Source organism: Streptomyces sp. NPDC048484 (assembly GCF_040651415.1).
Classification (GTDB): domain Bacteria; phylum Actinomycetota; class Actinomycetes; order Streptomycetales; family Streptomycetaceae; genus Streptomyces.
Genome location: NZ_JBEZJY010000025.1, coordinates 47,035 through 73,543 on the forward strand (window position 1 = coordinate 47,035; position 26,509 = coordinate 73,543).

19 protein-coding genes and 1 pseudogene are annotated in these 26,509 nt (G+C 71.2%); 7 read left to right on the forward strand and 13 right to left on the reverse strand.

The window, feature by feature from the left end; genetic code table 11:
* Positions 1-182 precede the first annotated feature (182 nt).
* The gene (locus tag AB0D14_RS25015; protein ID WP_362782791.1) at positions 183-962 is read left to right on the forward strand and encodes a hypothetical protein; all 780 of its coding nucleotides are present in this window, start codon (positions 183-185) and stop codon (positions 960-962) included.
* 88 nt (positions 963-1,050) lie between these two features.
* Here the strand turns inward: AB0D14_RS25015 and AB0D14_RS25020 are convergent, their stop codons facing one another.
* On the reverse strand, positions 1,051-1,827 hold the full coding sequence (locus AB0D14_RS25020; RefSeq protein ID WP_362783001.1) for a GntR family transcriptional regulator: 777 nt from the start codon (positions 1,825-1,827) through the stop codon (positions 1,051-1,053).
* Between the two features lie 524 nt (positions 1,828-2,351).
* On the opposite strand from AB0D14_RS25020, the gene AB0D14_RS25025 reads away from it, so the two are divergent.
* Entirely contained in the window at positions 2,352-3,275 is a 924-nt protein-coding gene (locus AB0D14_RS25025) for a (2Fe-2S)-binding protein (RefSeq protein WP_362782794.1), read from the forward strand.
* A 346-nt stretch (positions 3,276-3,621) separates the two neighbouring features.
* Positions 3,622-4,653 (forward strand): DUF2637 domain-containing protein, encoded by a 1,032-nt coding sequence (locus AB0D14_RS25030; RefSeq protein WP_362782796.1) that lies wholly within the window; start codon positions 3,622-3,624, stop codon positions 4,651-4,653.
* A 50-nt stretch (positions 4,654-4,703) separates the two neighbouring features.
* Here the strand turns inward: AB0D14_RS25030 and AB0D14_RS25035 are convergent, their stop codons facing one another.
* Positions 4,704-5,126: an ATP-binding protein gene (locus tag AB0D14_RS25035; RefSeq protein ID WP_362783003.1), complete on the reverse strand. Its 423-nt coding sequence runs from the start codon at positions 5,124-5,126 to the stop codon at positions 4,704-4,706.
* A gap of 813 nt (positions 5,127-5,939) precedes the next feature.
* A complete protein-coding gene (locus tag AB0D14_RS25040) occupies positions 5,940-6,596 on the reverse strand; it encodes a hypothetical protein (protein WP_362783006.1) in 657 nt (218 codons plus the stop codon).
* Between the two features lie 311 nt (positions 6,597-6,907).
* On the opposite strand from AB0D14_RS25040, the gene AB0D14_RS25045 reads away from it, so the two are divergent.
* The gene (locus AB0D14_RS25045) at positions 6,908-8,482 is read left to right on the forward strand and encodes a helix-turn-helix domain-containing protein (RefSeq protein WP_362782799.1); all 1,575 of its coding nucleotides are present in this window, start codon (positions 6,908-6,910) and stop codon (positions 8,480-8,482) included.
* A 25-nt stretch (positions 8,483-8,507) separates the two neighbouring features.
* Here the strand turns inward: AB0D14_RS25045 and AB0D14_RS25050 are convergent, their stop codons facing one another.
* Together AB0D14_RS25050 and AB0D14_RS25055 are read right to left on the reverse strand one after the other, a co-directional pair.
* Entirely contained in the window at positions 8,508-10,250 is a 1,743-nt protein-coding gene (locus AB0D14_RS25050) for a pyruvate dehydrogenase (protein WP_362782801.1), read from the reverse strand.
* A gap of 95 nt (positions 10,251-10,345) precedes the next feature.
* Positions 10,346-12,478 carry a protein phosphatase 2C domain-containing protein gene (locus AB0D14_RS25055; protein WP_362782803.1) on the reverse strand — a complete coding sequence of 711 codons (2,133 nt, stop codon included), beginning with the start codon at positions 12,476-12,478 and terminating at the stop codon, positions 10,346-10,348.
* 465 nt (positions 12,479-12,943) lie between these two features.
* Between AB0D14_RS25055 and AB0D14_RS25060 the strand changes: the two genes are divergently transcribed.
* Both AB0D14_RS25060 and AB0D14_RS25065 read left to right on the forward strand, forming a co-directional pair.
* Complete coding sequence (locus AB0D14_RS25060; protein ID WP_362782806.1) at positions 12,944-13,429, forward strand: DUF456 domain-containing protein; 486 nt, start codon at positions 12,944-12,946, stop codon at positions 13,427-13,429.
* A gap of 260 nt (positions 13,430-13,689) precedes the next feature.
* A complete protein-coding gene (locus AB0D14_RS25065; protein WP_362782809.1) occupies positions 13,690-16,038 on the forward strand; it encodes a glycoside hydrolase family 95-like protein in 2,349 nt (782 codons plus the stop codon).
* Positions 16,039-16,071: 33 nt separating this feature from the next.
* On the opposite strand, the gene AB0D14_RS25070 is transcribed toward AB0D14_RS25065, so the two are convergent.
* Positions 16,072-17,373, reverse strand: a complete 1,302-nt coding sequence (locus AB0D14_RS25070; RefSeq protein ID WP_362782812.1) for an SGNH/GDSL hydrolase family protein — start codon at positions 17,371-17,373, stop codon at positions 16,072-16,074.
* A 145-nt stretch (positions 17,374-17,518) separates the two neighbouring features.
* Here AB0D14_RS25070 and AB0D14_RS25075 point away from each other — a divergent pair, with 145 nt between their 5' ends.
* Entirely contained in the window at positions 17,519-17,890 is a 372-nt protein-coding gene (locus AB0D14_RS25075; RefSeq protein ID WP_362782815.1) for a PPOX class F420-dependent oxidoreductase, read from the forward strand.
* 56 nt (positions 17,891-17,946) lie between these two features.
* Here the strand turns inward: AB0D14_RS25075 and AB0D14_RS25080 are convergent, their stop codons facing one another.
* The 7 genes and pseudogenes from AB0D14_RS25080 to AB0D14_RS25110 all read right to left on the reverse strand — a co-directional run bounded on the left by AB0D14_RS25080 (position 17,947) and on the right by AB0D14_RS25110 (position 26,439).
* Entirely contained in the window at positions 17,947-18,426 is a 480-nt protein-coding gene (locus AB0D14_RS25080) for a methylated-DNA--[protein]-cysteine S-methyltransferase (RefSeq protein WP_362782817.1), read from the reverse strand.
* Positions 18,423-19,805, reverse strand: a complete 1,383-nt coding sequence (locus tag AB0D14_RS25085; RefSeq protein ID WP_362783009.1) for an AlkA N-terminal domain-containing protein — start codon at positions 19,803-19,805, stop codon at positions 18,423-18,425. Before AB0D14_RS25085 ends, AB0D14_RS25080 begins: the two co-directional genes overlap by 4 nt.
* 122 nt (positions 19,806-19,927) lie before the next feature.
* Positions 19,928-21,106: a ribosome small subunit-dependent GTPase A gene (rsgA, locus tag AB0D14_RS25090; protein ID WP_362782820.1), complete on the reverse strand. Its 1,179-nt coding sequence runs from the start codon at positions 21,104-21,106 to the stop codon at positions 19,928-19,930.
* An 868-nt stretch (positions 21,107-21,974) separates the two neighbouring features.
* Positions 21,975-22,424: a spore-associated protein gene (locus AB0D14_RS25095; RefSeq protein ID WP_362782823.1), complete on the reverse strand. Its 450-nt coding sequence runs from the start codon at positions 22,422-22,424 to the stop codon at positions 21,975-21,977.
* Positions 22,425-22,601: 177 nt separating this feature from the next.
* A pseudogene (locus AB0D14_RS25100) lies at positions 22,602-22,733 on the reverse strand (DNA-binding response regulator); the annotation flags it as partial.
* Positions 22,734-22,875: 142 nt separating this feature from the next.
* Complete coding sequence (locus AB0D14_RS25105) at positions 22,876-23,625, reverse strand: NUDIX hydrolase (RefSeq protein ID WP_362782826.1); 750 nt, start codon at positions 23,623-23,625, stop codon at positions 22,876-22,878.
* Positions 23,626-23,709: 84 nt separating this feature from the next.
* Positions 23,710-26,439, reverse strand: a complete 2,730-nt coding sequence (locus AB0D14_RS25110; protein ID WP_362782829.1) for a CHAT domain-containing protein — start codon at positions 26,437-26,439, stop codon at positions 23,710-23,712.
* Positions 26,440-26,509 lie beyond the last annotated feature (70 nt).

Below are 26,509 nucleotides of genomic sequence, written 5' to 3' on the forward strand. Positions count from 1 at the left end.
CGTTGTGGGCCGTGAGGCAGGCGTTGCCGGGGCGCAGCAGAGAGCCAGGAGAAGGCACCAAGTGTCTTCTCTGTCCCACGACTTTGTGAAATCTTTCACCTACCCCCTTGGCCGGGCGCGTTGATTCGTGCTGAGATGCCGCCACCACTCAACAGCTCAATGGCGTGCTCGGGGAGGGCAACGTGGCGCATCCCGCCATGTTTGGTTTTGGTTACGGAACAACCGCAGGAGACGATCCACTCCAGACCGCGGTATGGCGGCTGCGCTCACGCGCCTGCTGGGCCGACGCGGCCGCGCTCCTCGAACCACACACGGCATCGGCGGCTCTCCAACGGGCCTCGCTGCTCGTCGAACGGTGCCTCTACACCGAGCAGGGGTGGGCGGAGGCGGAGGACGCACTGCGTACGGCGGAGGCGCTGGCACAGAGCGACGACGAGCGGGGCGCGGCGGCGTGCGAGCGGGGGCAGCTCGCGTACGCGTCCACGCTGCTCGCGGTCCGTGACCGCGCCGACGAGGCACGGGCCGCGCTCGGCAGGGCCGCGGCCCTGCTCGCGCCGGGCGCCCGGGGGCGGGCCCTGCTCGACTTCCGGCGCGGCCTGCTCGCCGAGAACCTCGCCCGCTCCCCGCAGTCGGCGCGCGCCGCCTACCGCCGCGCCCACGCCGGCGCCACCGCCCACGACGACCCGCTGCTCCTCTCCTCCACCTGGCGCCACCTCGCCGGACTCGCCTTGCGCGAGGGCGAGTTGGCGGAGGCTCGGCACGGCTTCGCCGAATCCCTGCGCATCCGCGAGGAGTTGGGCTACCTCGTCGGTACGGCCCCGGCCCTGGCGTCCCTCGCCGACGCGGAGACCGAACCGGAGGCGTCCCGGCTGCGGGCGGAGGCGGGGCGGCTGTTCCGGCTCCTCGGGGGCGTACCCACGTGGCTGGCAGAGCAGTTGGCCCCACCGGCTGCCTCGGCCTGACGTCTACGGTTCGGCCTCACCGGCGGGTTCGGCCCCATCGACGGTCACGGCCTGACGAATCAGGGCCTGACGAACGGGTGCGTACCCTCTACATGCCCGCGAAGTGTTCCCGTACCAGGGACTGCGCGGTCGCGACGTCCTGGCCGGTCAGCGCGTCGAGGAGGGCCGTGTGCTGGGCCGCGTCGGCCAGCAGGTCGGCGCGCGTGCGGCGGACGGGCGCGCCGGCCAGGGGCCACTGGGCGCGGCGGTGCAGGTCGTCCGCGAGCTGCACCAGCTGGCGGTTGCCCGCGAGGGCGAGGACTGCGGCGTGGAAGGCGCCGTCGGACTCGGCATAGCGCGCGTGGTCGCCGGTGGACGCCGCGGCCACGGTCGCTTCGGCGAGCGGGCGCAGCTCCGCCCAGCGGGGGGCGGCCACCGTACGGGTCAGCCGCAGCACCACCGGCATCTCGACGAGGGCCCGGATCTCGGCCAGCTCGGCCAGTTCCCGGGCTCCGCGCCGTATGACACGGAAGCCGCGGTTGGGCACGACCTCCACCGCGCCCTCGTTCGCGAGTTGCTGCATGGCCTCACGCACGGGGGTCGCCGAGACGCCGAAGCGTTCGCCGAGTGCCGGGGCGGAGTAGACCTCACCGGGGGCGAGCTCGCCGGCGACGAGGGCGGACCGGAGGGCGTCGAGGATCTGGCCGCGGACGGAGGCCCGCTGGATCACGTGACGGGGAACCGCGGAGGCGAAGGCTGAGCCGGCTCCGGACCCGGGGGCGGGGGCGGGGGCGGGGGAGCGCCGCACCCGCGGCCGCGGAATCGGCGTCTCACTGTGGGTGTGCTCGCCGCGGGCCTCGTGTTCGACGGGGGTCGCGCGTTCCACGGGGGCCGCAGGGGCGACAGGAGCGGCGGGAGGCGTCGGGGGCGCGGGAGAGGTGCCGTCGTCCCGCACGGCCTCGCCATGACTCGCCCCGCGCTGCCGGCTGCCGTCCTCCGACCGTGCCTGGAAAGGGACCCGCACGGCGGCCGCCCCGGCACGGGCACTCCCAGGAGCAGGGGCACCCCCGGGAGCAGGGGCGACCCCGGGGTGAGCCCCCGTGGGCCGGACGCCCCCGGGACGAGCTTCTGCGGGCCGGCCCTCCGCGGGCCGAGTCTCGGCGGAGCGGGTCTCCCCGGTGCGGGCCGCCCCGTGACAGGCCTCCGCGGGGCGCGTCTGCGCAGGGTCTCCGGCAAAGCCGTACGCCTCGCGCGAACCGGCCTTCTCCACGGGAGCCTCCTCCGGGGCTGGCGGTGCTGGTGGGTGTTTCGGGTGAGGTCCGTCGTGACCCCGACAGAACAGGGTAAACCTCGACCCTATCGGGTAAGGTAAGCCTTACCTGTTGATGATCGCGAAACGGGGTCCCCTGCATGTCCGCTCCCGCCCCGGCCGAGACCGCGCCCCGTGCTGCCGCCGCGCACCCGGCCCGCTCGGCGCTCACCGAGGCGTACACGCGGATGACCGAGGTGTTCCCGGCCCTGGGAGTGACAGAGCTCGCCGCGGGCGAACCGGCCCCGACGGGTGACGGACGGATCGGCGTCGCCGAACTCGCGAAGGCCGGGGCCGACCTCGACTCCTACCTCGCCTGGGACGACGAGCAGGTGCTGGCCGACCACGGACGGCGGGCCCGCCCCGACGTCATCGCCAGCTTCGGCCTGCACCGGTACGCCTGGCCCGCCTGTCTGCTGATCACAGTGCCGTGGTTCGTGCTCCGCCGTGTCCCCCGGTTCCCCGTGCAGGACGTCACCTTCCAGCGCATGCCCGGCCGTATCGCGGTGCGCGTGGGCGAGTTCGCCTGCCTGCCGGACGACCCGGCCGCGACACTGCCCGGTGCCCGGGTCGTCCGGGACGAAGAGGCCCTGCGCGCCGAGGTACGGGCCTCCGTGGCCGAGCACCTGGAGCCGGTCCTCAACGGATTCGGCCCGCGGATGCGGCGCCGGGGCCGCGCCCTGTGGGCCATGGCGACCGACGAGGTCGTCGAGAGCCTCTGGTACGTGGCCGGTCTGCTGGGCGAGCAGCATCGCGCGACGGTGGAACTGGAACGGCTGTTCCCGGGAACCACCAAGCCGTACGTCGGCACGGCCGGCTTCCGTGAGGTGACCGGTTCGAACGGCGAGTGCCTGCCCACCCGGGACCGGGCCAGCTGCTGCTTCTACTACACCCTCGACGCCGAGGACACCTGCGCCAACTGCCCCCGCAACTCCGAGGCCGCTCGCATCGCCAAGCTGACGACCCAGGCGGCCGAGGCGACGCATGCGGCCCAGGCAGCGCCGGCAACGCAGATGGCGGGCTGAGCCCCGCACGTGTGAGCCCCGCAGGTGTGAGCCCCGCAGGTGTGAGCCCCCCGGATGGACCAACTCGGGGCGGAATCAGGCGCCTTGGCGACGTAAGCGGCCTCTTAGGTTACAGCCGCTTCACAATATCCTCACCTTGCGCAAGAACTTTCCGTGGAACCACCCGTACGGGTAATCTAACTCGAACTCAACTCCCGCCCCTCAAGCGGCAGTTCGAGGAGAATGCCGCCCGCGCACACCCCCTTGCACTCTCTTGGCGGCCTCTTGCCCCGAAACCCCCTGAGGACCCACGGGATTGGGCCACTATGACGGGCGTTACGCCCTATCCCAATGCAAGGGACCCCAGATGAGACTGACCGACATATCGCTGAACTGGCTGCTACCCGGCGCCGTACTGCTCCTGGGCCTGCTGGCAGCGGTTGCGGTGCTCGCGCGTGGTAAACGCACCGGGGAGAAGACCCGCGTCGAAGATTCGTGGGAACGCACGGAAGAGCGCCGCAGGCGCAAGGAGGCCGTCTACGGCACCGCCTCCTATGTGCTGCTGTTCTGCTGCGCCGCGGTCGCCGCCGCACTCTCCTTCCACGGCCTGGTCGGCTTCGGCGAGCAGAATCTGAACCTGACCGGCGGCTGGCAGTACCTGGTGCCGTTCGGCCTGGACGGCGCGGCCATGTTCTGCTCCGTGCTCGCGGTGCGCGAGGCCAGCCACGGTGACGCGGCCCTCGGCTCCCGCATACTCGTATGGACGTTCGCGGCCGCCGCCGCCTGGTTCAACTGGGTGCACGCGCCCAGGGGCCTCGGCCACGCCGGCGCCCCGCACTTCTTCGCCGGCATGTCCATGTCGGCCGCCGTCCTCTTCGACCGCGCGCTGAAGCAGACCCGCCGCGCCGCCCTGCGCGAGCAGGGCCTGGTACCCCGGCCGCTGCCGCAGATCCGGATCGTACGGTGGCTGCGTGCCCCTCGTGAGACCTACAGCGCCTGGTCGCTGATGCTCCTTGAGAACGTGCGCAGCCTGGACGAGGCCGTCGAGGAAGTGCGTGAGGACAAGCGGGAGAAGGAGCAGAACCGCCTGCGCCGGCGTGACCAGGAGAAGCTGGACCGCGCCCGCATCAAGGCGATCACCCGCGGCCACCGCGGAATGATCGGCCGCGGTGGCCGTCAGGCGGAACTCCAGTCGGCCCAAGCGGCCCCCCAGGTCGCCGCGGAGCCTGCCATATCAACGCCAGAACTACCCACACGCGCCCGACCCTCGTTGCAGCCCGTCCGCCGCAGCAGTGAGTCGGCAACGGTCGACCTCACCGCGGAGGACGACACAATGGCTCTCCCACGGCTCGACTCCCTTGAGCGCAAGCTGAAGGACCTGGAGCAGCAGTTCGGCTGAGCGGGGACCGGGCCGCACGACGGCCCGACTCCGGGTGGGGGCGCGGCAGTTCATGCCGCGCCCCCATCCAGTTCGAACCACACCGCCTTCCCCACTCCGTGCATGCGTACGCCCCAGGCGTCCGCGAGCGACTGCACCAGCACCAGGCCCCTGCCGTGGGTACCGTCGCTCACGTTCGGTACCCGGAGCCTCGGCCTGCGTGCCTCGAAGTCCCGTACCTCCACCCGGAGTCCGCGCGGGCCGACGGTTGCCGTCAGCAGCGCCTCCTGATCGGTGTGGACGAGCGCGTTGGTCACGATCTCACTGGTCAGCAGTTCCGCTGTCTCGGCCCTGCCGGGCCTCCCCCAGTGGGCGAGCAGCTCCCGCAGCGCCCTGCGGACCTCGGGCACCGCCCGGAGGTCGCAGCGCCGGAGTCTGCGCCTGAGTTGCCAGGAGCTGTGCTGGTCGGGCGCGCTCTCCGCCGTGTCCTCCACGGCCGTGGCCGTCTTCACCGTCTCCACCGAGAAGGCCCCTGATAAGGCGGGACCGCCTCCTCGTGCATATCTCTTCATGACCCCCGCCGCGTTGTTGGTTCCCCCTTGCTCGAACACGTTCACGGGATGCATGCCCCGCCCGGAATGACGGCAGTCATGTCGATTCTCGAACCACTTGCCGTACGTAGGCCACTGGCCCATGCCAGACGCCCGCCGTCCATGGGCCGGGCCACCCCTCAGAAGCCTTCCGGGACGCCCCGTCGGCGACGACCGGCGGCGGGCAGGGCAGGTACGGCGTACGTCGGCGGGCCGGGGCCACGCGGCGGTTCCCGTATCTGCCAGACCTGAGCGATGTACACAAAGCCCTGCTCGACGGGTTGGTTCCGCTTGGATACCAGGTGCTCCGGAAGGGGTGGGCCCTCGGACACGGCGGCCGGAGCCCGGCCGATGCCCCGGCACGACGGCCGTGACCCTGACACGAGAGGGGCGCCCCAAGGCGGCTTTGCGAAGGAGACCGCCCGGGTCATCTGCGGCGCAGGACAGCGGCGAACCCGGCGGTGCCTCATTACTTCGAGCCGACGTTCCCGACGGGCGGAGCGGCCGCAGGCACTCGGCCCAACTGCCGACATGCACCTGTCGCACCGGCCGTACGCCGAACGGCTACGGACCGGCTGCGGACCGGCGGGAGAGCTGGATCCTCCGACCTCGGACAGCGGGTAAAAGAAAACGACGGGTAACGGAGAGAACGGGTAAAGGGAAGAGGGGCGCCCTCCCCACCCCCGTGACGGGAGGGCGCCCCGGCTCTTCCGTCGGTCAGTACAGCTTGTTGACCGCGGTGGTCGTCGTCTTCCTGAAGGCCTTCACCGGCGCGTCGGAGAAGTCGCCCATCTGGCCCCACTTCACGACCGTGACGGTGCGGCCGTCGCGGCCGACCGCGTAGAGGTTGATGTCCGTGGCGCCCCAGGAGGTGGTGGTGTGCACTCCGTAGACGTGGGCGCCCTCCTCGACGGGCAACGTGCCGTAGTCCTTCAGCGTGGCCCCGACGTCGGGGTCGGCCCGCTCGGCCTTGGCCGCGCAGTCCCTCGTCTCCTCGTTCAGCCGCTTGGCGAGGGCATCGGCCTTGGCGTTGCTGCCCACGACGATGGTGAGCTGCTGGGCGTTGGTCTCCAGGTCGGTCCGGAAGTCCCGGTACGAGGAGTCGTAGCCCGGCAGCGCCTCCTCCAGGCAGAACAGCAGCTCGTCGGGGACACCGGGCGTGACCTTGCCCGCCGTCCAGGCGGACGTGGGGTGAGGCGGCAGCTGGGAGGCCGACAGGAACTTGGGCGCGACGCTCGACTTCACCGAGACGGGCACCGAGGCGTTCGCCGTGACGTCCACCGTGGCGCCGGCGGGGCCTGCGAGTGCCGTACCGACGGCGAGGCCCGCGACGGCGAGTGCGGTGAGCGCCACGGCCCGGCTGCGCTTGATCATCATGTGTCCCCCTGTTGCTGCGTGCATGCACGAGCCACCTGCACACGTGCAGGTCGAACTACGTGCGTGGGTGGTGGGTGCCGCCGCGAAAGCCCGTCCTGGGCTGCCGCCGGATGGTCGGTCCGGCGGCGGTCGGTGCGACACCAAGAGCATCAGCCGTCACTCGGTGCCCGCGCAACCGGCCGCGCCCTTTTCGCGACGGTGGAACCATCCCATCCCTCCTGACGTGCAGGTATATGGGGTGCCTGGGATGCGCTTCCGGGACGGGACACGCCCCTCGGCCAGGGGGCGACGACGACTACGGGGGAACGGTGTCGACTCGGGACGACGACGTCGAGGAGTTCGCGGCGCTGCTGAGACAGCTGAAGGCTCGGACGGACCGCAGTTACGGCGCCCTGGCGCGTCGGGTGAACATGAACACCTCCACGCTGCACCGCTACTGCGCAGGTGACGCGGTGCCACTCGACTTCGCTCCCGTGGAGCGGTTCGCCACACTGTGCGGGGCCACTCCGGCCGAGCGGCTCGAACTGCACCGCCGGTGGATCCTGGCGGTCGCGGCACGGCAGCGGCCGCGTACGCCCGGTCCGCCGGAGAGCCCGGCGCCGGACACGGCCGAGCCACAGCCGCAGCCCCGCACGAACGGCGAGCCGGGGCCGGGGCCGCTGCCGGAACCTGCCGGCGAGGTCGCCGCCAGCGCGTCCGCCGCGCGGGCAACGGGCGCTTCCGGCACGCAGACCCACGACTTACCCGCCCCGAGCCCCGCACACGACCTCGTATCCGAGGCCGACTCCGGCTCAGAGGCCGGCTCCGAGACCGGGTCCGAGACCGGGTCCGGGTCCGAGACCGAGACCGGGTCCGGGTCCGGGTCCGAGACCGAGACCAGGTCCGATTCAGGTGCCGGCCCAGTCGTCGGTTCCGACCCGCGACCCCGGCGCGCCTGGTATCGGCGGCGGCGGGTCACCGTCACCGTCTCGGCGGTGTCCGCGCTGCTCGCCACGCTGGGCGGCCTGTCGGCTCTCCCCGACGGCCGGTCCTCCCACCACGCCTCCCCGACTGCCGGCCCGTCCCCGACCACGACGAAGGCCACCTCGGGCGCACGGCACCGCCCGTCGACGAGCCCCTCCCCCGGGACCAGCCCGTCGCCCTCGGCCGGTAGCACCGGCAAGGCGTCCACGTCCCCCGGCAACAGCGGCGCGCCTTCGAAGAACACGAAGAACTCGAAGAACACGAAGCAGGGCGGCAGCGGATCCGGCGCCGTACCGCTCACCTGGACCGCGAACTCGCAGGCGTGGAAGCTGGGCTGCGGCCACGACTACGTCATCCGCAAGGAACCGCAGCAGGTTCCGCCGCCACCGGCGCCGCAGGACGCCGGGACCTGGGCGGCGACCCAGGGTGCCGTGCACGGGCGGGAGACCAACGTGGAGATCTCGGTGCAGGGCCGGACCTCGACAGCCGTCGTCCTGACGGCACTGCGGGTCCGGGTGGTCGGCCGCACCGCGCCCGTACCCGGCACCGTCTACGCCATGGACCAGGGCTGCGGCGGCTCGATCACCCCCCGCTCCTTCGCCGTCGACCTGGACAAGGACCGCCCGATCGCCCGATCGGTCCCGGGCAACGACACCGGCACGCCGATCCCCGCGGTGCGCATGCCCTACCGGGTGTCCGCCGAGGACCCGGAGGTGCTGCTGGTCAACGCGCGGACGGAGACCTGCGGCTGCTCCTGGTACCTCGAACTCGACTGGTCCTCCGAGGGACGCACCGGCACGGCCCGCATCGACGACCACGGCCGTCCGTTCCGTACGAGCGGCATCAAGGGCCTGCCGCGCTACTGGTACGCCTCGGACGGCGCGGACGGCTCCGAGCGCCGGTGGGTCCCCGCCGACTGACGGCCCTGGGACTTTCGAACATCCTCTACGGCCGGGGCACGTTACGGAGGTTGGAGCGGGCCAGTTGGGCCATGCGGCCCACTCCGCCGTCGAGGACGATCTTGGACGCCGACAGGGCGAACCCCGTCACCATCTCCTTGCTGATCTTCGGCGGGATGGACAGGGCGTTCGGGTCGGTGACGATGTCGACGAGGGCCGGCCCCTTGTGCTTGAAGGCGTCCTTCAGTGCGCCCGCGAGCTGCTTGGGCTTCTCGACGCGTACGCCGTAGGCACCGCAGGCCCGCGCGACGGCGGCGAAGTCGGGGTTCTTGTTGCCCGTCCCGTACGCGGGGAGCCCGGCGACCATCATCTCCAACTCGACCATGCCCAGGGAGGAGTTGTTGAAGAGGACGACCTTCACCGGCAGGTCGTACTGGACGAGGGTGAGGAAGTCGCCCATCAGCATGGAGAATCCGCCGTCGCCGGACATCGAGACGACCTGGCGGCCACGGTCGGTGAACTGGGCGCCGATGGCCTGCGGCAGGGCGTTCGCCATGGAGCCGTGCGAGAAGGAGCCGATGATGCGGCGGCGGCCGTTGGGCGAGATGTAGCGGGCCGCCCACACGTTGCACATTCCGGTGTCGACCGTGAACACGGCGTCGTCGTCGGCGAGTTCGTCGAGGACGGAAGCGACGTACTCCGGGTGGATGGGGATGTGCTTGTCGACCTTGCGCGTATAGGCCTTGACGACCCCTTCGAGCGCGTCGGCGTGCTTCTTGAGCATCTTGTCGAGGAAGCGGCGGTTGCTCTTCGGACTCACCCTCGGTGTGAGACAGCGCAGGGTCTCCTTCACATCGCCCCACACCGCGAGATCCAACTTCGAGCGGCGGCCCAGGCGTTCGGGCCGTACGTCGACCTGGGCGATCTTGACGTCGTCGGGGAGGAAGGCGTTGTACGGGAAGTCGGTGCCCAGCAGGATCAGCAGGTCGCACTCGTGGGTGGCCTCGTAGGCGGCGCCGTATCCGAGGAGTCCGCTCATGCCCACGTCATAAGGGTTGTCGTACTGAATCCATTCTTTCCCGCGCAGGGCGTGTCCGACCGGCGACTTGATCTTCTCGGCGAACTCCATGACCTCGGCGTGCGCGCCCGCCGTGCCGCTGCCGCAGAAGAGGGTGACCTTGTCGGCCTCGTCGATCATCGCGGCGAGCTTGTCGATCTCGGTGTCGCCGGGGCGCACGGTGGGCCGGGAGGTGACGAGGGCGGTCTCGGCGGCCTTGTCGGGTGCGGGCTGGTCGGCGATGTCGCCCGGCAGCGTCACCACGCTCACTCCGCCCTGTCCGACCGCGTGCTGGATGGCCGTCTGCAGCAGCCGGGGCATCTGCTGGGGGTTGGAGATCATCTCGCTGTAGTGGCTGCACTCACGGAACAGATGGTCGGGGTGGGTCTCCTGGAAGAATCCCAGGCCGATCTCGCTGGACGGGATGTGCGAGGCGAGGGCGAGCACGGGGGCCATGGAGCGGTGGGCGTCGTAGAGGCCGTTGATGAGGTGGAGGTTTCCCGGGCCGCAGGAGCCCGCGCAGGCGCCGAGCCGGCCGCTGATCTGGGCCTCGGCACCCGCCGCGAAGGCCGCCGTCTCCTCGTGCCGCACGTGGATCCAGTCGATGGCGGAGTTGCGGCGGATGGCGTCGACGACCGGGTTGAGGCTGTCGCCGACCACTCCGTACAGGCGTTTGACGCCCGCACGGACGAGGATGTCGACGAACTGCTCGGCGACGTTCTGCTTGGCCATGAGTCACACGCCCCTTGCTGCTGTCGTTCTCCGTCACGAAATCCACGGAACCCGCGAGTTCCCTTTCATGTCCCATGAATTCACAGCGTGCGCGGTTACGCCTCCCAAACGGCGGCGGCGGTCCGGTCGTCGGCGTAGCCCTTGACCCGGACCGTGCTGTCCGCGAGGAACGCGGCGAGGCCGGGCGGTTCGCCCTCCGACCAGCGGGAGGTGAGGTGTTCGACCAGGCGCGGTTCGCCGCGCAGGGGTTCGGCGAACCCGCCGCTGCACAGGAGCAGCGTGTCGCCCGGGCGGGCGACGGAGGCACGGAAGCGGAAGGGGTCGCGGAGAGGCGGTTCGGGAGCGGGCTCGTACGGGCTCGGGGGCGTGGTGATGCCCAGGTCCATGGTGAGACGGTCGCCCTCGGGCGTCTCGTGGGGCAGCGATCCGAAGCCGACGACGGCCTCGCCTGCGGTGTCGGCGACGCGCGGTTCGATGTCCTGCCACTCGCCGTCCCGCAGCCGGAAGAGGCCGCCCGCTCCGACGCCGAAGAAGACGCGCGTACGGCACTCGGGATCGGCTGGGAGCAGGAGGCAGCGCAGACTCGCGGTGTACTCCTCGGGTTCGACGCCCTGCTCGGCGGCGCTGGCCCGCAGCTTGCCGAGGCTGCGGTCGGTGAGCCGGTGCAGGCCCGACTTCAGGTCGCCGCGCCGGGCGGCCCTGATGTCCTCGGCCAGCCGTGCGTGACTGCGGCCGACGGCCCGTCCGATCCACTGGCACGCCTCGGCCGCGGCCCGGTGGGCGTCGAGAGTGGCGCGGGCGCCGGTCGCCATGGCCACCAGGACGAGTGCCCCGTCGCCGACGCCGAAGCGCGCGGTGAGCAGGGAGTCCCTGCGCGGCTCGCCCCTGTACCGCGCCGAGTCCCCCCGTACCGACACGGCTCGCAGGGTGCAGGTTCCGTACGACGCCCCGTCCAGCACGGTGTCGGACACGAGGTCGTCGAGGTCGTCCGGGTCTGCGGGCGGCAGCACGGTGGGCTCGGGATCGTAGGTGGGCGGGCCCGAACCCACGTGGGCGAGTGGAGTGGGCGTGGCGGGGACCTGCAGAACGGGCTGCTCGGACGGGGCGCCCGTGGGGACGTCGAGCAGGGTGGCGTGCCTGGAGTACGGGGCAGGTCCCGCCAGGGGTTCGGCGGGGGGTTCGGCGGGTGGGGTGGAGTCGCGGTCCGGCGCCGCCTCGGCCTGCTCGGCGGAGGGGCGGCCTGTCGTGGATGCGCCGGGCCGCCCGGGGGGCGGGGTGCCGGCGGGGGGTTCGGACCGGTCCGGGGCCCGACTGTCGGCGCTGGGTTCGCGACCGCCTGGCTCGCGACCGGCGCCGGGCTCGCGACGGGCCGGGGAGTCGGCCTCCCCTACCGACGGGGTGCCCACGGTGGGCGGGGGGCCGATGGTCGGCGGTCCGCCCGGCGGCTGAGGCCACTCGGACGCCGCGGGCCCGGGCGGCCCAGTCACCGGCGCGCCCGCGGTCGGCGGCCGTGAGGTCGGTGCCGCCGACCCGGGTACTTCGGTGGACATGGTGGTGGGCGGTTCGCCCGCGGGGGAACCCGTTGGTCCGGGTTCCGGCCGGAAGGTGGTGGGGTCCGGAGGTTCGGCGGGCGGGGCCTCCCAGGGAGCCCGCTGCCGCTGGAGCCCGCTGCGCCGCAGCGCGTCGGACTCCGGCCCTCCGTCGGTCCGGGGATCGCCGCCGTCGCCGGCCCTCGGAGGGTCGACCGAGGCGCCGTCCCGCCTTGCCGCTCCCGGCCCGCCCGGGGGCCACCAGGGCGGAGGGTCCGTCTCCGCGGACCCGCTGTCGGCGGGCGCCCCGGCATGACGTGCGGCATGACGTGCGGGGGGTACGGCAGGACGTGCGGGAGGCGCGGCAGGACGTGCCGGGGACACGGCACCGGGGCCCGGCCCGTCACCGAAGTGACGCTGCTCGGCCGGAGGCCGGTTGCGGGGAGGCGGGACGACGGGCCCCGCCGCCGGTCCCGCCGCAGGTCCCGCCGCAGGTGCCGCGGGCGGTGGCACCGGCGGTGCCGCAGGCGGTGCAGAGGACGCGTCGTCAGGCGTTCCCAGGGTGTCTGTCGCCGAGGCGAACCGGTCGTCGAGGGAGTCGGACGCGGGCGCGGGCCCGGTGTCCCCCGTGGAGTCGTCGTACAGCTGCCCCCACCAGTCGTCCTGCTGACCGGTCGGCCTCTCCCCCTGCTGGCTCATGCCCCTAATTGTCCACCGTGGAGGCCGGATGAAAACGGTGCATCCGGAAAAACCGGCCGGAGGGATGGCGGCGAGGCCGCGATACCGACCGCCGGGCGGTCCCACCCCCCACGGGAGAACCACCCGGCGGCGCCGGTGTGACCGGACCCCGGTGTGCATCCGGGGCCCGCGTCACGGTCTGCTCGACCGGTTCGCGCACGGAGCCGGTCCGTCCGGTCCGTCCGGCCCCGGGAGTGGCCTGCTTCCCCGGGGCCGAGCCGTGTTACCGAACTGTGTTACCAGGGCGGGTTCCACCTGCCGTCCGGTTCATCCGCCCCGGCCTCCCTTCTCCCGGTCATTGGCCGGTCCTCGCCGTTCACCGCCGCCCGGCTCCGGCTCGGCCGACACGTGTACGCGCAGGGCTGAGGGGCCCGGGGCTCACCGGACTGACCTGCGGTTTCGCCCGTTCTCAGTCATCCTGGGTAGATGGGAGCGTGGGAACTCCTACTGGTCGGTGTGGTGCTGCTGCTCGGCCTGGGCGCAGTGCTGGTGCCCGGCGCGCCGGGGTCGTGGATCGTGTGGGCCACCGTCCTGTGGTGGGCGATCGAGGACCCCCGGGCGCTCTCCTGGGGTGTGCTCGTGGGCGCCACGGCCGCCCTCCTCGTCGCCCAGGTGATCCGCTGGCGGCTGCCGCCGCGCAGACTGCGTTCAAGCGGCGCCACCCCCCGAATGGCGGTGTACGCGGGCGTCGGCGCGCTGCTCGGCTTCTTTCTCGTGCCGGTGCTCGGCGCGATACCCGGCTATCTCGGCGGCGCCTACCTCGCCGAACGGTTGCGGCTCGGCGGGCACGGTGAGGCGATGACATCAGTGCGCTCCGTGATGCGCCGGGGCGGGACGAGTGTGCTGGTGGAGCTGTTCACCTGCCTGCTCATCGCGGGAGCGTGGCTGGGCGCTGCCGTGATCTGGGGCTGACCGGGCCTGGCTCCGGCATCGCTCCGACATCGTCCCGCCATGATCCGGCCGCCCCGAGCCAGGCACCACATCGACGACACATCGACAACACATCACCGACGCTTCGGCCTAGGCAACACTAGACAATACATCGGATCTCTCTCGGATCCATCCCTTCTTGTTGACGTCGTCGCGCACCTTCCCTACTTTGCGTCTCGGGATAGCTCCGATGAATCATCGGATCCTTTCTCATGCAGCCGCACCAGCCGCCAGGAGTCGCGATGTCCAGCCCGTCCAGACGTACCGTGCTCGCCACCGGATCCGCCGTCGGCGGGACCCTCCTCGCCGGCGGCCTGCCGGTGCAGGCGAACGCGGCCGACCGCGAAAGCGCACCGACCGCCGCGTCCTCCCCGTCCGCCGCGTCCCCGCCCTCCGACCCCTGGCGCACCGTCCTCGACGACGCCGACCTCGTCTGGCAGCAGATGCCGAAGACCTGGTACGAGGGCCCGTATCTGGGCAACGGCTTCCTCGGTTCCGGCATCTACGCCGAGCCCGGCAGGGAGACCGAGGCCGTCCGCTTCAACGTGCAGCACTCCGAGGTGCAGGACCACCGCCCGCAGTTCGGGTCGCTCTTCGGGCTCGCACGGCTGCCGATCGGCCACTTCACCCTGGAGCCGGTAGGCACGATCACCGCTCTGGACTGGCGGCTCGGGCTGCGGGACGCCGAACTGACCGGGACGCTCACCACGGACCGCGGCACTCTCACGATCCGCGCGCTGGTGCACACCACCCGCTCGGTCCTCGCCGTCGAGGTGACCGCGAGCAAGGGCGAGCGCGACTTCCGGTGGGTGTTCCATCCGGCGGAGGCGATCAGCCCGCGCGCCGCTTTCAAGCCACTGCCGGAGGGCTACACAGGCAATCCGCCCGCCGAGATCGAAGAGCACGACGGCGTTTTTGCCGCCGTACAGTCGCTCCTGGCCGGCGGTCAGCACGTCACCGCCTGGCGGGAGCGGACGCATGGGCCCCGCCGGACCCTGTACGTCCATGTCGCGCACTCGTATCCGAGGACGACGGCACGGGGCCGGGCCCTGGCGGCGGTCCGCAAGGCCGCCCAACTGCCGTACGACGGGCTGGCAGTGACCCATCGCTCCTGGTGGCACGCCTTCTACCGCAAGAGTTTCCTGTCGCTCCCCGACGCCCGCGTCCAGCGTTTCTACTGGATCCAGCTCTACAAGACCGCGTCCGCGGCCCGGCGCGACGCCCCCGTGATGGCCACGAGCGGTCCCTGGCTGGAGTCCACGCCGTGGCCGGCGACCTGGTGGAACCTGAACGTGCAGTTGGAGTACTGGCTGATCCACGGCTCCAACCACCTCGAACTCGACGCCGTCACCCGTGCGTTGAGCGAGTTCCGGGACCACCTCACGGCCGAGGTGGCACCGGCGTACCGCGCCGACTCGCTCGGCATACCGCGCACCACGGACGCCTCCCTGGTCAACGGCGGCGCGACGGCCAACACCGAGGGCTACGGGGTCGGCATCCCCGGCCAGGACCCGCCGACTCCCGAGGTGGGGAACCTCGTGTGGGCGCTGCACAACGTCTGGCTCAGTTACCGCCACTCCATGGACCGGTCCGTCCTCCGGGACGTCCTCTTCCCGCTCCTGCGCAAGGCCGTCTCCTACTACCTGCACTTCCTGGAGCCGGGCGCGGACGGGAAGCTGCATCTGCCGGCCACGTTCTCGCCCGAGTACGGCGGCAACTCGCGGGACTGCAACTACGACCTGATGCTGCTGACCTGGGGCTGCCGCACCCTCTTGGAATCGGCCGAACTCCTCGGCGTCCACGACGAGCTGGCTCCGCGCTGGCGGGAGGTGCTGGACCGGCGGGCCGCGTACCCGACCGACGCGAACGGATTCATGATCGGCGCGGACATCCCCTTCGCGAAGTCCCACCGCCACTACTCGCACCTGCTGGCGGTCTACCCGCTGTACGAGCTGACGGGCCGCACCGCCGACGAACGGGCCCTGATCGAGAAGTCGTTGGCCCACTGGGTCGGCTTCGAGGGCGCGCTCCAGGGCTACACGTTCACCGGCGCGGCCTCGATGTCGGCCCTGCTCGGCAAGGGCGAGGACGCGCTCGGGTACCTCGACCAGCTCATGACCCGCTTCATCCAGCCCAACACCATGTACAAGGAGTCGGGCCCGGTGATCGAGACCCCGCTCTCCGCCGCCCAGTCGCTCCACGACATGGTCTGCCAGTCCTGGGGCGGCGTCGTCCGCGTCTTCCCCGCGCTGCCCGCCGCCTGGGCGGACCTGACGGTGCACGACTTCCGTACCCAGGGGGCGTTTCTGCTCAGCGCGGTGCGCGAGGGCGGCAAGACCCGCTGGGTCCGGCTCGTCAGCGAGGCCGGCGCCCCCTGCGTCGTACGGCACGGCGTGGCGGGAGCGATCGACGTACGCGACGGACACGGGCGGCCGCTGCGCTACGAGAACGCGGGCGACGGCGGCATCCGAGTCGCCCTCAGGAAGGGCGACTCGGTACTGATCACGGCCAAGGGCGACCGTCCGGACCTGCGTATCGCAGCCGTCGAACCGAACGAGGCAGCCCCGCGCTGGGGCCTGCCCAAACCGTAAGCCGCCGAAGGCCGCCGAAGGCCGCCGTGAGTCTCACCCGCCGAGGGCGGTCAGGTCGACGCTGTCGGCCAGTGCCCGCATACCGGCGTCGTTGAAGTGGAGGTGGTCGCCGGAATCGTAGGCGGCCAGCATGCGGTCCTCCCGGGAGGGGTCGCGGACGACGGCGTCGAAGTCGGCGACCGCGTCGAACAGTCCACCCGTACGGATGAGCTGGTTGACCGACCGGCGTACGCGCTCACGGGCCCGCGTGTGGCTTCCGTGGCCGCCGAACGGTGTGAGGGTGGCGCCCACGACCCGGATCCCACGGGCGTGGGCGCGCCGTACGATCTCGCGGTACGCGGCACCGAGGGCGGCCGGGTCGGTCTGGTCCGGCGCGCTCTTGATGTCGTTGATGCCCTCCATCACGATCAGTGTGCGCACCCCGGTGCGGGAGAGCACATCCGCGTTGAACCGGGCCAGGGCGCTGGGCCCGCGGCCTTCGAGCAGCAGCCGGTTACCGGCGATACCCGCGTTCAGCACCCCTCGTGCCCCCTGTCCCCCCTGTACCGCCTGTGCCCCCTGTTGGCGATGGGGCGGCAGGGCGCGCAGCCGCTCGGCGAGCCGGTCCGGCCAGCGGCGGTTGGCGCTCGGTGTCGAGCCGGAGCCGTCGGTGAGGGAGTCGCCGAGCGCTACGACGCTCCCCGCCGCTTCCGGACGGCGTACGTCGACACCGGTCACGTAGTACCAGGAGCCGGTCGTGGCCCTGTACGCCGTTCCGCGCACATCCGCGGCCCGGTCGCCGTTTCCGTTCAGGGCGAGGAAGTTGGTCTGCAGCGCGTCACGGTGGTAGGTCGCGGGGCCCGAGTCGCCGGGCGTGTGGAGGGTGACGAGGAGGTTCGAGGCGGCGGGGACGCGCAGGGCGACAGGATCGCTGACGACGTCCTTGCCGACCGGCACGCTGGTCCTCTTCCTGCCGCCGAAGGTGAGCGTGCGCATCGTGCCGGGCAGGGCGTTCGGGCTCTCGGGGGCGTTCGGCTCCTGCCTGGCGAGGGTGGCTCCGCCGAGCACGAGCGGCAGGATGCCGAGCCGGTTGGAGACCCGTACGCGGACGGCCGTACCGCCGGCACTCGCGTGGACGACGTTGCGGATCGAGGCGCCGGGGAGCGGGGCGGCGGCACCGGAGGCGGAGGCTTCCCAGGTGCCCGTCCAGCGCGCGGGGGCGGCTCGCGAGCCCGCACGGTCGGGGGCGGTCCGGGGCCCTGCGTGGGTCGCGGCCGTGCCCGTCAGGGTGAGGGCCAGCGCGCCGGTCAGGGCGGCCAGGGCCCGGCCGGCGTCTCTTCGTCCGACCTCGACCATGCGTTCCTGCCTTCCGCCGACGGAAACTGTTGGGAGCCCGAATGGCGCCCGAACGGGGCCCGAATGGAGCCCGAGAGATACAGGTCCTGGGACCTGAGGTCAGGATCCGATGCGGAGGGCGGGAAAACCGTGTTTGGCTGCTGACATGACCGCATTCAGTGAAGCCGAACAGGCGTACCTAAAGTCGCAGAGGCTGGGCCGCCTTGCCACCGTCGACCAGCACGGCCAGCCGCAGGCGAACCCCGTCGGCTTCCACCCGCAGGACGACGGAACGATCCTCATCGGCGGCTATGCCATGGGAACCACCAAGAAGTGGCGCAATCTCCAGAAGAACCCGAAGGTCGCCCTCGTGATCGACGACATCGTCAGCGTCCGTCCCTGGAAGGTGCGCGGTGTGGACATCCGCGGGGAGGCCGAACTCCTGACCGGACCCCACGAGTTGGGCCCGCACTTCAGCGAGGAGCTGATCCGCGTCCATCCCCGACGCATCCACAGCTGGGGCCTGGAGGAGGGGTAGCGCAGAGGAGTAGGGCAGGCAGGAGGGGGCGAGAGGCAGATGCGAGGTGGTGGCCTTCATCGGCCTTCGAGGGTGAGGAGCTGGACCTTGCGTTCCAGCCCGCCCGCGTACCCGGTGAGGGATCCGTCGGCGCCGATCACGCGATGGCACGGGCGGACGATCAGCAGCGGATTGGCGCCGATCGCTCCGCCGACGGCCCGCACGGCGATGCGCGAGGCACCGATCCGCGCGGCGATCTCGCCGTACGTGGTGGTCGCCCCGTAGGGGACGGAGTCGACGGCGTTCCAGACCTTCTCCCGGAACTCGGTGCCGTTCGTCCGCAACTCCAGCTGGAACTCCTTGAGTTCATGGGCGAAGTAGGCGGCGAGCTGCCGCTCGGCCTCCTTGAAGAGTTCCGGCGCGCGCCGCCAGTCGGGGCCGACCGTGCGTCCGCCCTTCTGGCCGGGCACGGAGAGGGAGCTCAGCGCACCGGACTCGTCCGCGGTGAGCAGGAGTTCACCGACGGGGCTGTCGAGGGAGGTGTAGTACGTGGTCACTTCTGCTTGCCTTCCGGCTGAGCCGCTTCCAGGTGCCGCAGGGCGTAGGAACGCCACGGACGCCAGGAGTCGGGGACTGATACGTCGGGCGGGGCCACATCGGGGTCGCCGAGTGCACGGGTACGGATGACGGCCACGACGCGTGCGTCCAGGCCGGGCAGGGCGAGCAGCGCGGTCTGCGCCGCCTCCCGGTCGGCTCCCGGGTCGAGCCGCAGGTGCCCGTCGGCGAGGGCGGCGGCGAGAGCGCCCGGTGAGCCGCCGGACGCGGCGAGAGCGCCCGGCTCGGGAAAGACGTGGGTGAGCGTCCCGCAGGGCGAGTCCAGCACTTTCCCGTACGCCCGCACGAGCCGCTCGGCCTCGTGCCGTCCGACGAGCGCGCGTACGGCCAGCTCTTCCGGATCGGCGGCTCCGGGCGAACGCAGTCCCGGCCTGGCAGCGACCAGCGGAGCCAGCCGCGGGTCCGCGCCGAGCCGCTCGTCGACCGCGTACGGATCGGCGTCGAGGTCGAAGAGGCGGCGCAGTCGCTGCACGGCGGTGGTGAGGTCCCGCAGGTCGGTGAGGTGCAAGCGGGCGTCGAGCCAGCCGCTGCTGTGGGCGGACGCGTCCGACAGCCGCTCCCCGACGGCGACGATCCCCGTCCCGTACGGCAGCCGCAGGGTCCGGCGGTAGGTGCGTACCCCGGGGACGCCCGTCACCTCCTCGACGCCCGGGACGGCCTCGGCGGCCAGCAGATCGAAGACGGCGGCGGCCTGGTACGGGCCCCGGTGGGCGAGGCGCAGCGGAATTCCCGCCGCAGGGGTGGGCGCCAGACGTGCCCCGCCGCGGTTCCCGGCGGTGCGCAGCCCGGTCGGCGTGGTCGCGTACACCGTCCGGACCGTGTCGTTGAACTGCCGCACGCTCGCGAACCCGGCCGCGAAGGCGATCTCCGTGACGGGCAGCCCGGTGGTCTGCAGCAGCACCCGTGCGGTGTGGGCCCGCTGGGCCCGTGCCAGGGCCACCGGTCCCGCGCCCAGTTCCGCGGTGAGCTGCCGCTGCACCTGGCGGGCGCTGTAGCCGAGCCGGACGGCGAGCCCGGCGACGCCCTCGCGGTCCACGACTCCGTCGCCGATCATCCGCATCGCGCGCCCCACGACGTCGGCGCGTACGTTCCACTCGGCGGACCCCGGCGCGGCGTCCGGGCGGCACCTGCGGCACGCCCGGAATCCCGAGCCCTGCGCGGCCGCCGCGGTGGCGTAGAACCGCACGTTCTCCCGCTTCGGGGTCACCGCGGGACAGCTCGGCCGGCAGTAGATCCCCGTCGTCTCCACGGCGAAGAAGAACGCCCCGTCGAACCGGGCGTCCCGGCTGCGTACGGCTCCGTATCCGGTCTCTTCGTCGATCACCCTTCCAGTGTGCGTCGCCGCCGGCCGGCGGGCTGGCGGATTTCGGACGCGACGTTGCCGCCGCCCCGGCTGCCTGCCGTGTGGGCGGGACCGTCCGGCCCCGCCCACACGGAGGAGACTCAGTGCCAGGTCCGGGACCCGCGCTTGGCCTCCATCGCGGCCCGGCCCTCGGCTCCGCGGCGCTTCCACTCCTTCCGCAGTTCGGAGCGGACACGCACGTCGGTCTTGGCCATGATCCGCTGGTTCTCGCGGAGGAGCTTCCGGTAGCTTTCCAGCCGCCGCTCGGGAAGCACTCCCGAGTCCAGCGCGGCCAGCACCGCGCACCCCGGCTCGGCCAGGTGCGCGCAGTCCTGGAACCGGCACGTCCGGGCCAGCTCCTCGATCTCGGCGAACACCTGGCCGACCCCGCTGCCGGCGTCGAAGAGCCCGACACCGCGCAGCCCGGGCGTATCGATCAGCACGCCGCCGCCGGGAAGCACGAGCAGGTTCCGGGTCGTCGTCGTGTGCCGCCCCTTGCCGTCGACATCGCGTGCCGTCTGGACGGCCATCACGTCGTCGCCGAGCAGCGCGTTCGCGAGCGTCGACTTGCCGGCTCCCGACTGACCGAGCAGCACGGACGTCCCGCCCGACACGACGGCGCCGAGCACATCGAGGCCGGCACCGTCCGTAGAACTGACCGGCAGCACCTGGACGCCCGGCGCCGCGGTCTCCACATCCTGCACGAGATACGCCAGACCCACCGGGTCCGGCACGAGGTCGGCCTTGGTCAGCACGACCAACGGCTGCGCCCGGGGCTCCCAGGAGAGTGCCGGCTCAGCCGACTTGTGCAGCAGGGCCTCACCGCTCGAACTGGACATGGCGAGAGCCAGGAACCGCTCGATCCGCCCGAGGTCCAGTTCGACCGCGAGCGACACACAGATGACGACGTGATCGATGTTGGTGGCCAGCACCTGGCCGTCGGAACGCTTCGACGACGTCGAGCGCACGAAGGCAGTACGGCGAGGCAGCAGCGTCCGCACGTACCGCGGATCCCTGCCTTCGGGGTCTACGGCGACCCAGTCCCCTGTACACACGACCTTCATCGGGTCACGGGGGACGACGAACTCGGTGTCGGCACGCACGACACCGCCGGTGGTAACGACATCGCACAGGCCGCGGTCGACCCGCACGACACGACCGGGCAGGAGACCCTGCTCGGCGAACGGAGTGAACTCGGCCTCCCAGTCCGCATCCCAGCCATACGGCACGAGGGAATGCGAGGAAGACGAGGACGAACCCGGGAGAGAAGACAAAGACAAGGGGTGACCCTTCACAAGGGTGGCCCCGGCACCGCGCTCACGAGCGCGGGAAAGGAGTGAGGTCAGCCGGAGGCCACGGAGGTGGACTTGATGAACTTCCGGATGCGGGCAGCGCCCATCTCAACGACAGCCATCGGTCACACCTCCTCAATTGCACTCAGCCAACAGTGGCGGCCACTGGCCGCCTCGGGACAAGGTGACCCTAGCCGCACGTCTCGGCGGAAATCCAGCTCTTTTCCACTGAGGAGTCCTGTGCGCAGCGGAACCTCACGCTCTGGAGAGCGGGAGGGGATGCAGCAGGTGACCGGCCCGCCGGCCGGGAAACAGCGCTCACGCCATCTTCCGGCCCCTGAGTGTTCCGGCCTCGGTCGGAACAGCGGTACAGCGGTACAGCGGTACAGCCTCGGGCCACCACTACAGCGAAGTCAGGCGCACAGGCGGCGAGGCGCACCAACCGTGCGCTCGGGATGGCCGCTGTCGCCTGACCAACGCCTTCCCGCCCGGCCCGGGTCGGCATTCCCTCGCCGCGCAGCACCATGCAAAGCAGTCGCCGCCCGGAGCGGAACTCCGGACGGCGACTGCAACGAAGAGCGTGATCGTGAAGGGCGGTCGCCTACGTGGCGAAAGGCTCTGCAGAGCTTCAGCCGAACGATCTTCCCCGCAGGCTACAGGTGAGCCCCGGGGACACCGTCCCCTCCACAACCACACTCCCCTTCAACCAGGCCGACCTCACGGATGAACCTGAAGAGGGCCCAGCGGCCTGGCTCCGTACTGCCGTCATCGAACTGCCCGACCACACCGGCGACCTCCTGCCCAGGCAGCGGGCAACACCGGATCGCGTCGGCCGTCGACCGTCGGCAGCGGCGGGTCAGCGGGTGGTGGTGACCCGCTGCTCCTTGAGGGCGGCGCAGTTGGAGCCGGCTACCTGTACGTACACGTTCTTGATGCTGCCGCCCCAGTCGATGCAGTGGCCCTTGCCGTAGACGTACGCCGGTCCCGCGTACGAGGTGTACTGCCCGTAGTCATCGGCCGAATCCCCGGTGTCGGGGACCTGGATCCAGGTGGAGATGTCCACGGCGGTGCCCGGGCTGTTGCGGATGGTCGCGACGCAGTTCTTGCCGTTCGAGGCGTTGTACGTCAGGTAGACAGTGCCCTGGGAACCGACGGGCGCCGAGTTCACGGTCTTGTAGGCGCTCCCACAGACCTTTTGCGGCGTGGTGTTGGGCGCGGCGGAGGCAGGCGCCGCCAGAGCGGTCGTGGCCCCCACCGCCAGGGCGGCGAAGGCCGCTGCAGTCAGAACAGAACGGTTGAACTTCATACTTCCCCCTTGTGATCTCAGGAGTGGTCGCTCCTGCCAGGTGTGACACACGGAACGGCGGAACGGTTGTGCGCCATTCGTACGCGCTCGGGCCTGGACAGCTTGCTCGGCCACGACGGGGCCATCGGTTCAACCGGGAACACCGACTCCCCAGACCGGCGGCGAGGCGGCCTGACCCCCGATGCCGTCGAGCTCCGGCAGCATGACGTCCAGCAACAACAGGTCGTGCCCGCCCTCCCTGAACAGTTCGAGACCGGTCAGCCCGTCACCGGCGGAGAAGACACGGTAGCCGTAGCGCTCCTGCGCCATCGCGACGTATCAGGCACGGCACGGCGGCCGCTCAACTGTGTATCAGCACGCGCGGACAGATGAGGCGAAACCGCCCCCTGCGCGACAGCGGCTGGACCCGACCGAGCTACGCACGCCACCCCACCCCTTCAGGGTGTCTCAGTCAGCCCTTGGCTGCTTCCAACAGGCCCTGGGCCATGGCCAGCGCGTATGCGGACAAGGTGTACGCGTCGGAGATTCGCCGGTCTGCGACCATCGCGCGGAATTCCGCCTGCGGTACGGCCAGGTACGCGTCGATCCCCTCCGCCCTGGCACCCTGGGCGGGTCTCTCCGTCAACTGCGTCGTCCCGATACGCGCCAGGTACAGGTGGTCCACGCCGACTCGTAGGCCGGTGTCGGGGGAAACAGCGCCGAGATACGTGAAGTCCACGACATGGACGCCCAGTTCTTCCTGGAGTTCCCGAGCGGCCGTACCGGGCCCGTCCTCCCCCGGATCGCCGAAACCACGGGGGAATTCCCAGTGCCAGTCCCGGTCGGCATGGCGGAAGTGGTGCAACAGGACGACACGTCCGTCAGCGAGCAGGGGAAGCACCGCGGCTCCTCCCGACGCGGACGCGGGGACGATCCGGATATACGTCCCCAGTCTGCCGTTCGCGAACCGCACGGCGTCACGCACGAGAGAGAAGTAGGCGTCGCGATAGACGACGCCGATGTCTCCGGTGCTCTCGGGCAGCCCTGCCGCGACGGCCACCCGTGACATTTCATCGGATGCCCGTTGCTGGTCGGCGCGGTCCAGGAGGATTTCGAAAGCCGCGCCGGGCGGGTTCACAAAGAGCTCCGGGCGGCGCGTTCGCAGCGCCTCGTATTCCGTGCGTGCGGCCAGCTTGGTGGTGGCTCGGTCGTACGCGCTCATGGCTCCCCTTGTCTGCGGCGCTCGTGGCTCCCCTTGTCTGCGCGCCGCGTCGGGGCCGCCGGGGCGCGGGCGAAAGCATCCTGATCATAGGTACAAAGCGATGGGGAGACGATCGACTCGCGCCTCCACCGACGTGAACGTCTCGATGCTCTCCCGGTAGTGGTCGTGCAGCGTCTGAACCACGTCGAAGACCCCGGTGGACGACGATCCCAGCGCAGCTCTGCTCTCGCGAAGCAAGGCACTCACCGTCGCCGCCATCGCCGAGTCGAGCACGGACCACAGCGGCACGCCGATGGCACCCGCTCCGCTGATGATCAGGGACCGCATGAACCCGAGGACGTCACCGCCGTCGGACCCGATCCCCTGTCCGGCCAGACATGCGCCGAGCACGGTGAGCTTGTTCCTCGGCAGGCTGACGCGCAGGGCCAGGTCGAACTGCGACAGCATGTCCGTATTTCCCAGGTGGATCAGCGGGCCCGACACCCCGGCCTCGTCCACGTACACTCCGTGACCGGCGTACACGAAGAACTCCGGTTTCACCGCGACCAGTTGCTGCAGTCCGTCCCAGTCGAGGGCGAAGGCACCCCCGACCTTGCCCACGAGGGCGTCGGGGACTTCACCGGCCACGTGGACATGCGCTGCGGTCCAGCCGGCGTCGGCGATCTCGCCGGCCGTCGCCTCCACGTCGGTGGACAGCAGCGCCGCAAGGTCGTCGTCGTGCTCCATCAACTGTTTCTTGAGCAGATGGCGGCCGCGGGTGACGAAGGCGGCCACGCTCACCGAGTGCGACAGCGGAACCCGAGCGGCGAGCGGCCGGTCGTCCTCCGGCGCGGTGGCGACGTGCAGCGGGATCGCGAATACGTCGTCGGTCGGGATCAGAGTGAGATGGGTCGGTGAGCCGCCGCGATTGGCACTCTCCCACACCGGCCTGACCAGCAGGTTCCAGATGCGCCGGCAGGTTTCTTCCCTCGGCACCGGAAAATCCTCGTCGCCAAGATCCTTGAGGACTCTGCGTGCGAGCTCGACCACGCGCGCGTACGGAACGGAGGGCAGCAGCGTGAGTACCCCGTCGCGGCAGACCATGATGCCGAGAGAGTCGGGCTCGGGCGTCTCCTCGCCGTCCAGAGCCGCATCCGACGTGCCGAAGCGGAAGTACCGCACGACACAGGAGCCCTGATGGTTGAGGGTGTACTGCACCAGCTGGTGAGCGATGTCCTCGTCGTGCGTCGCCGACGTCAGTGGGTGATGGAGGAAGTGGTCCTCGTACTGCTGCTCCCGCTCGACGAGCAGTTCCCTCCGCTCCCTCGCCTCCGTCACGCCGGCGGGGTCCTGTGCTCGCAGGGGCGCCCGACGACCGTCCAGGCGGACCTCCTTGGTCCGGGATCGGTCCGGGGCGGTGGGCAGTGGATGGGCGGGGCGGCCGAGAACCGGCGGGCGGGAGGACGCGAGCAGGTCCAGGAGTTCCCGGCCCGAGGACTCCTCCACCAGGGACACGATCTTCTCCAGGTCTTCCTGCCGGTGGCCGCCCCGCGCCATCTGCGCACCGATGGCCCGCAGATAGGCAGGCCTCACGTGGTTGGCGTAGGCACGCTTGTACACGGGGAGAGCGATCGCTTCCCGCACCGACTCCGCCATCTTCAGTCGGCGGTCCAGTACGTCCCGCGGGCGATCGGCCGCGGGAAGGGCGGCAGCCGTCTCCCGGTAGGAGCGCACGGTGTAGGCGTAGAAGTCGACGTCCAGGCCGGCCCGGCGACCCGCACCGGCTGCGTCCTCCTCCAACTCGTCCAGAAGCCGCCCCAGATCGGCCAGACCTTCGGGGCCGCCGCCGAGCCGCGCAAGGTTCTGGCGGGCGATCCTCCGACCGCGCTCCCACCCTGGCCCCACATACTCCTTCCGGCCGTGCCCCAGATCTCGCAGGGTCTGGAAGCTTTCCTCGGGACTGCCGCCGCAGAGAGCCTCGTTCAAGAGCGACTGTGCCGTGCGGTAAGTGTCGTTCAACCCCTCGGAGATGGCCTTGGAGCTCGCGGTGGCGCCCAGCGACCGCTCGATGTCCCCAGCCTGCCGCAGGGCGGTGGCGAGGTTGTGGAGGGCGTTGGAGTAGCCGCGCAGGAACTCCCGGTGCCTCAGGGGTGTCGCCTGGCCCGGAACGACCGCAGTGTCGACACCGTGCTCGTTCGCCTGCTCGACGATCTTGTCGTGCATCTGCTGCATCGGGGGGACGAACGCCTTGACGTCCCTGCCTCCGTCCCTGCCTTTGTCCTTCTCCCGCGCCGCCTGGCCGCGTTCCTCGAAATCAGCGCGAGTGTAGTTGCTGAGCAGGTCAGGCAGTGCCCACCACAGCCGGGCCCTCTGGCTCACCTGCACCGCGGTCCCGAAGGCACGGCGGGCGGCGGTGTAACTCCCCAGGCGGTAACGGATCCGGCCGACTCCGTCGTACCAGCGGGCGACGGCATAGGCGGGGAAGACGTCACCGGGGTCGGCAGCGCCGTCGGTCAGCGACGCCAGCAGCCGTTCGGCGTCCGGTTGCGACGCCTCGATCAGCCGCAGCGCCGAGAGCAACTCGTAGGCGACATCCGCCTGGATGATTTCGCACCAGTGGGCGCCGACCCTACGGGCGATGCCCCGGGCACCGGCCTCCGGGTCCTTGGTGTGCGCTCGCGCCATCCGTAACATGCCGACGGCGTCCGCCTGGCGCATCGGAGCGTCGAAGTCCATGTCGAACCTCAGTATGAGATCCTCGATGTCCAGTGCCTCCACGAAGGCCCTGATCGCGGAGCCGGGGTGCTGCGGGTGGCGTCCGTCGTCCTGATGCATACGGAGAGCTCCTCGGTGATTCCGTCGGATTCGTGGCTCCAGGGCTGCGGGGCTGCGGTGTTCACGTCGG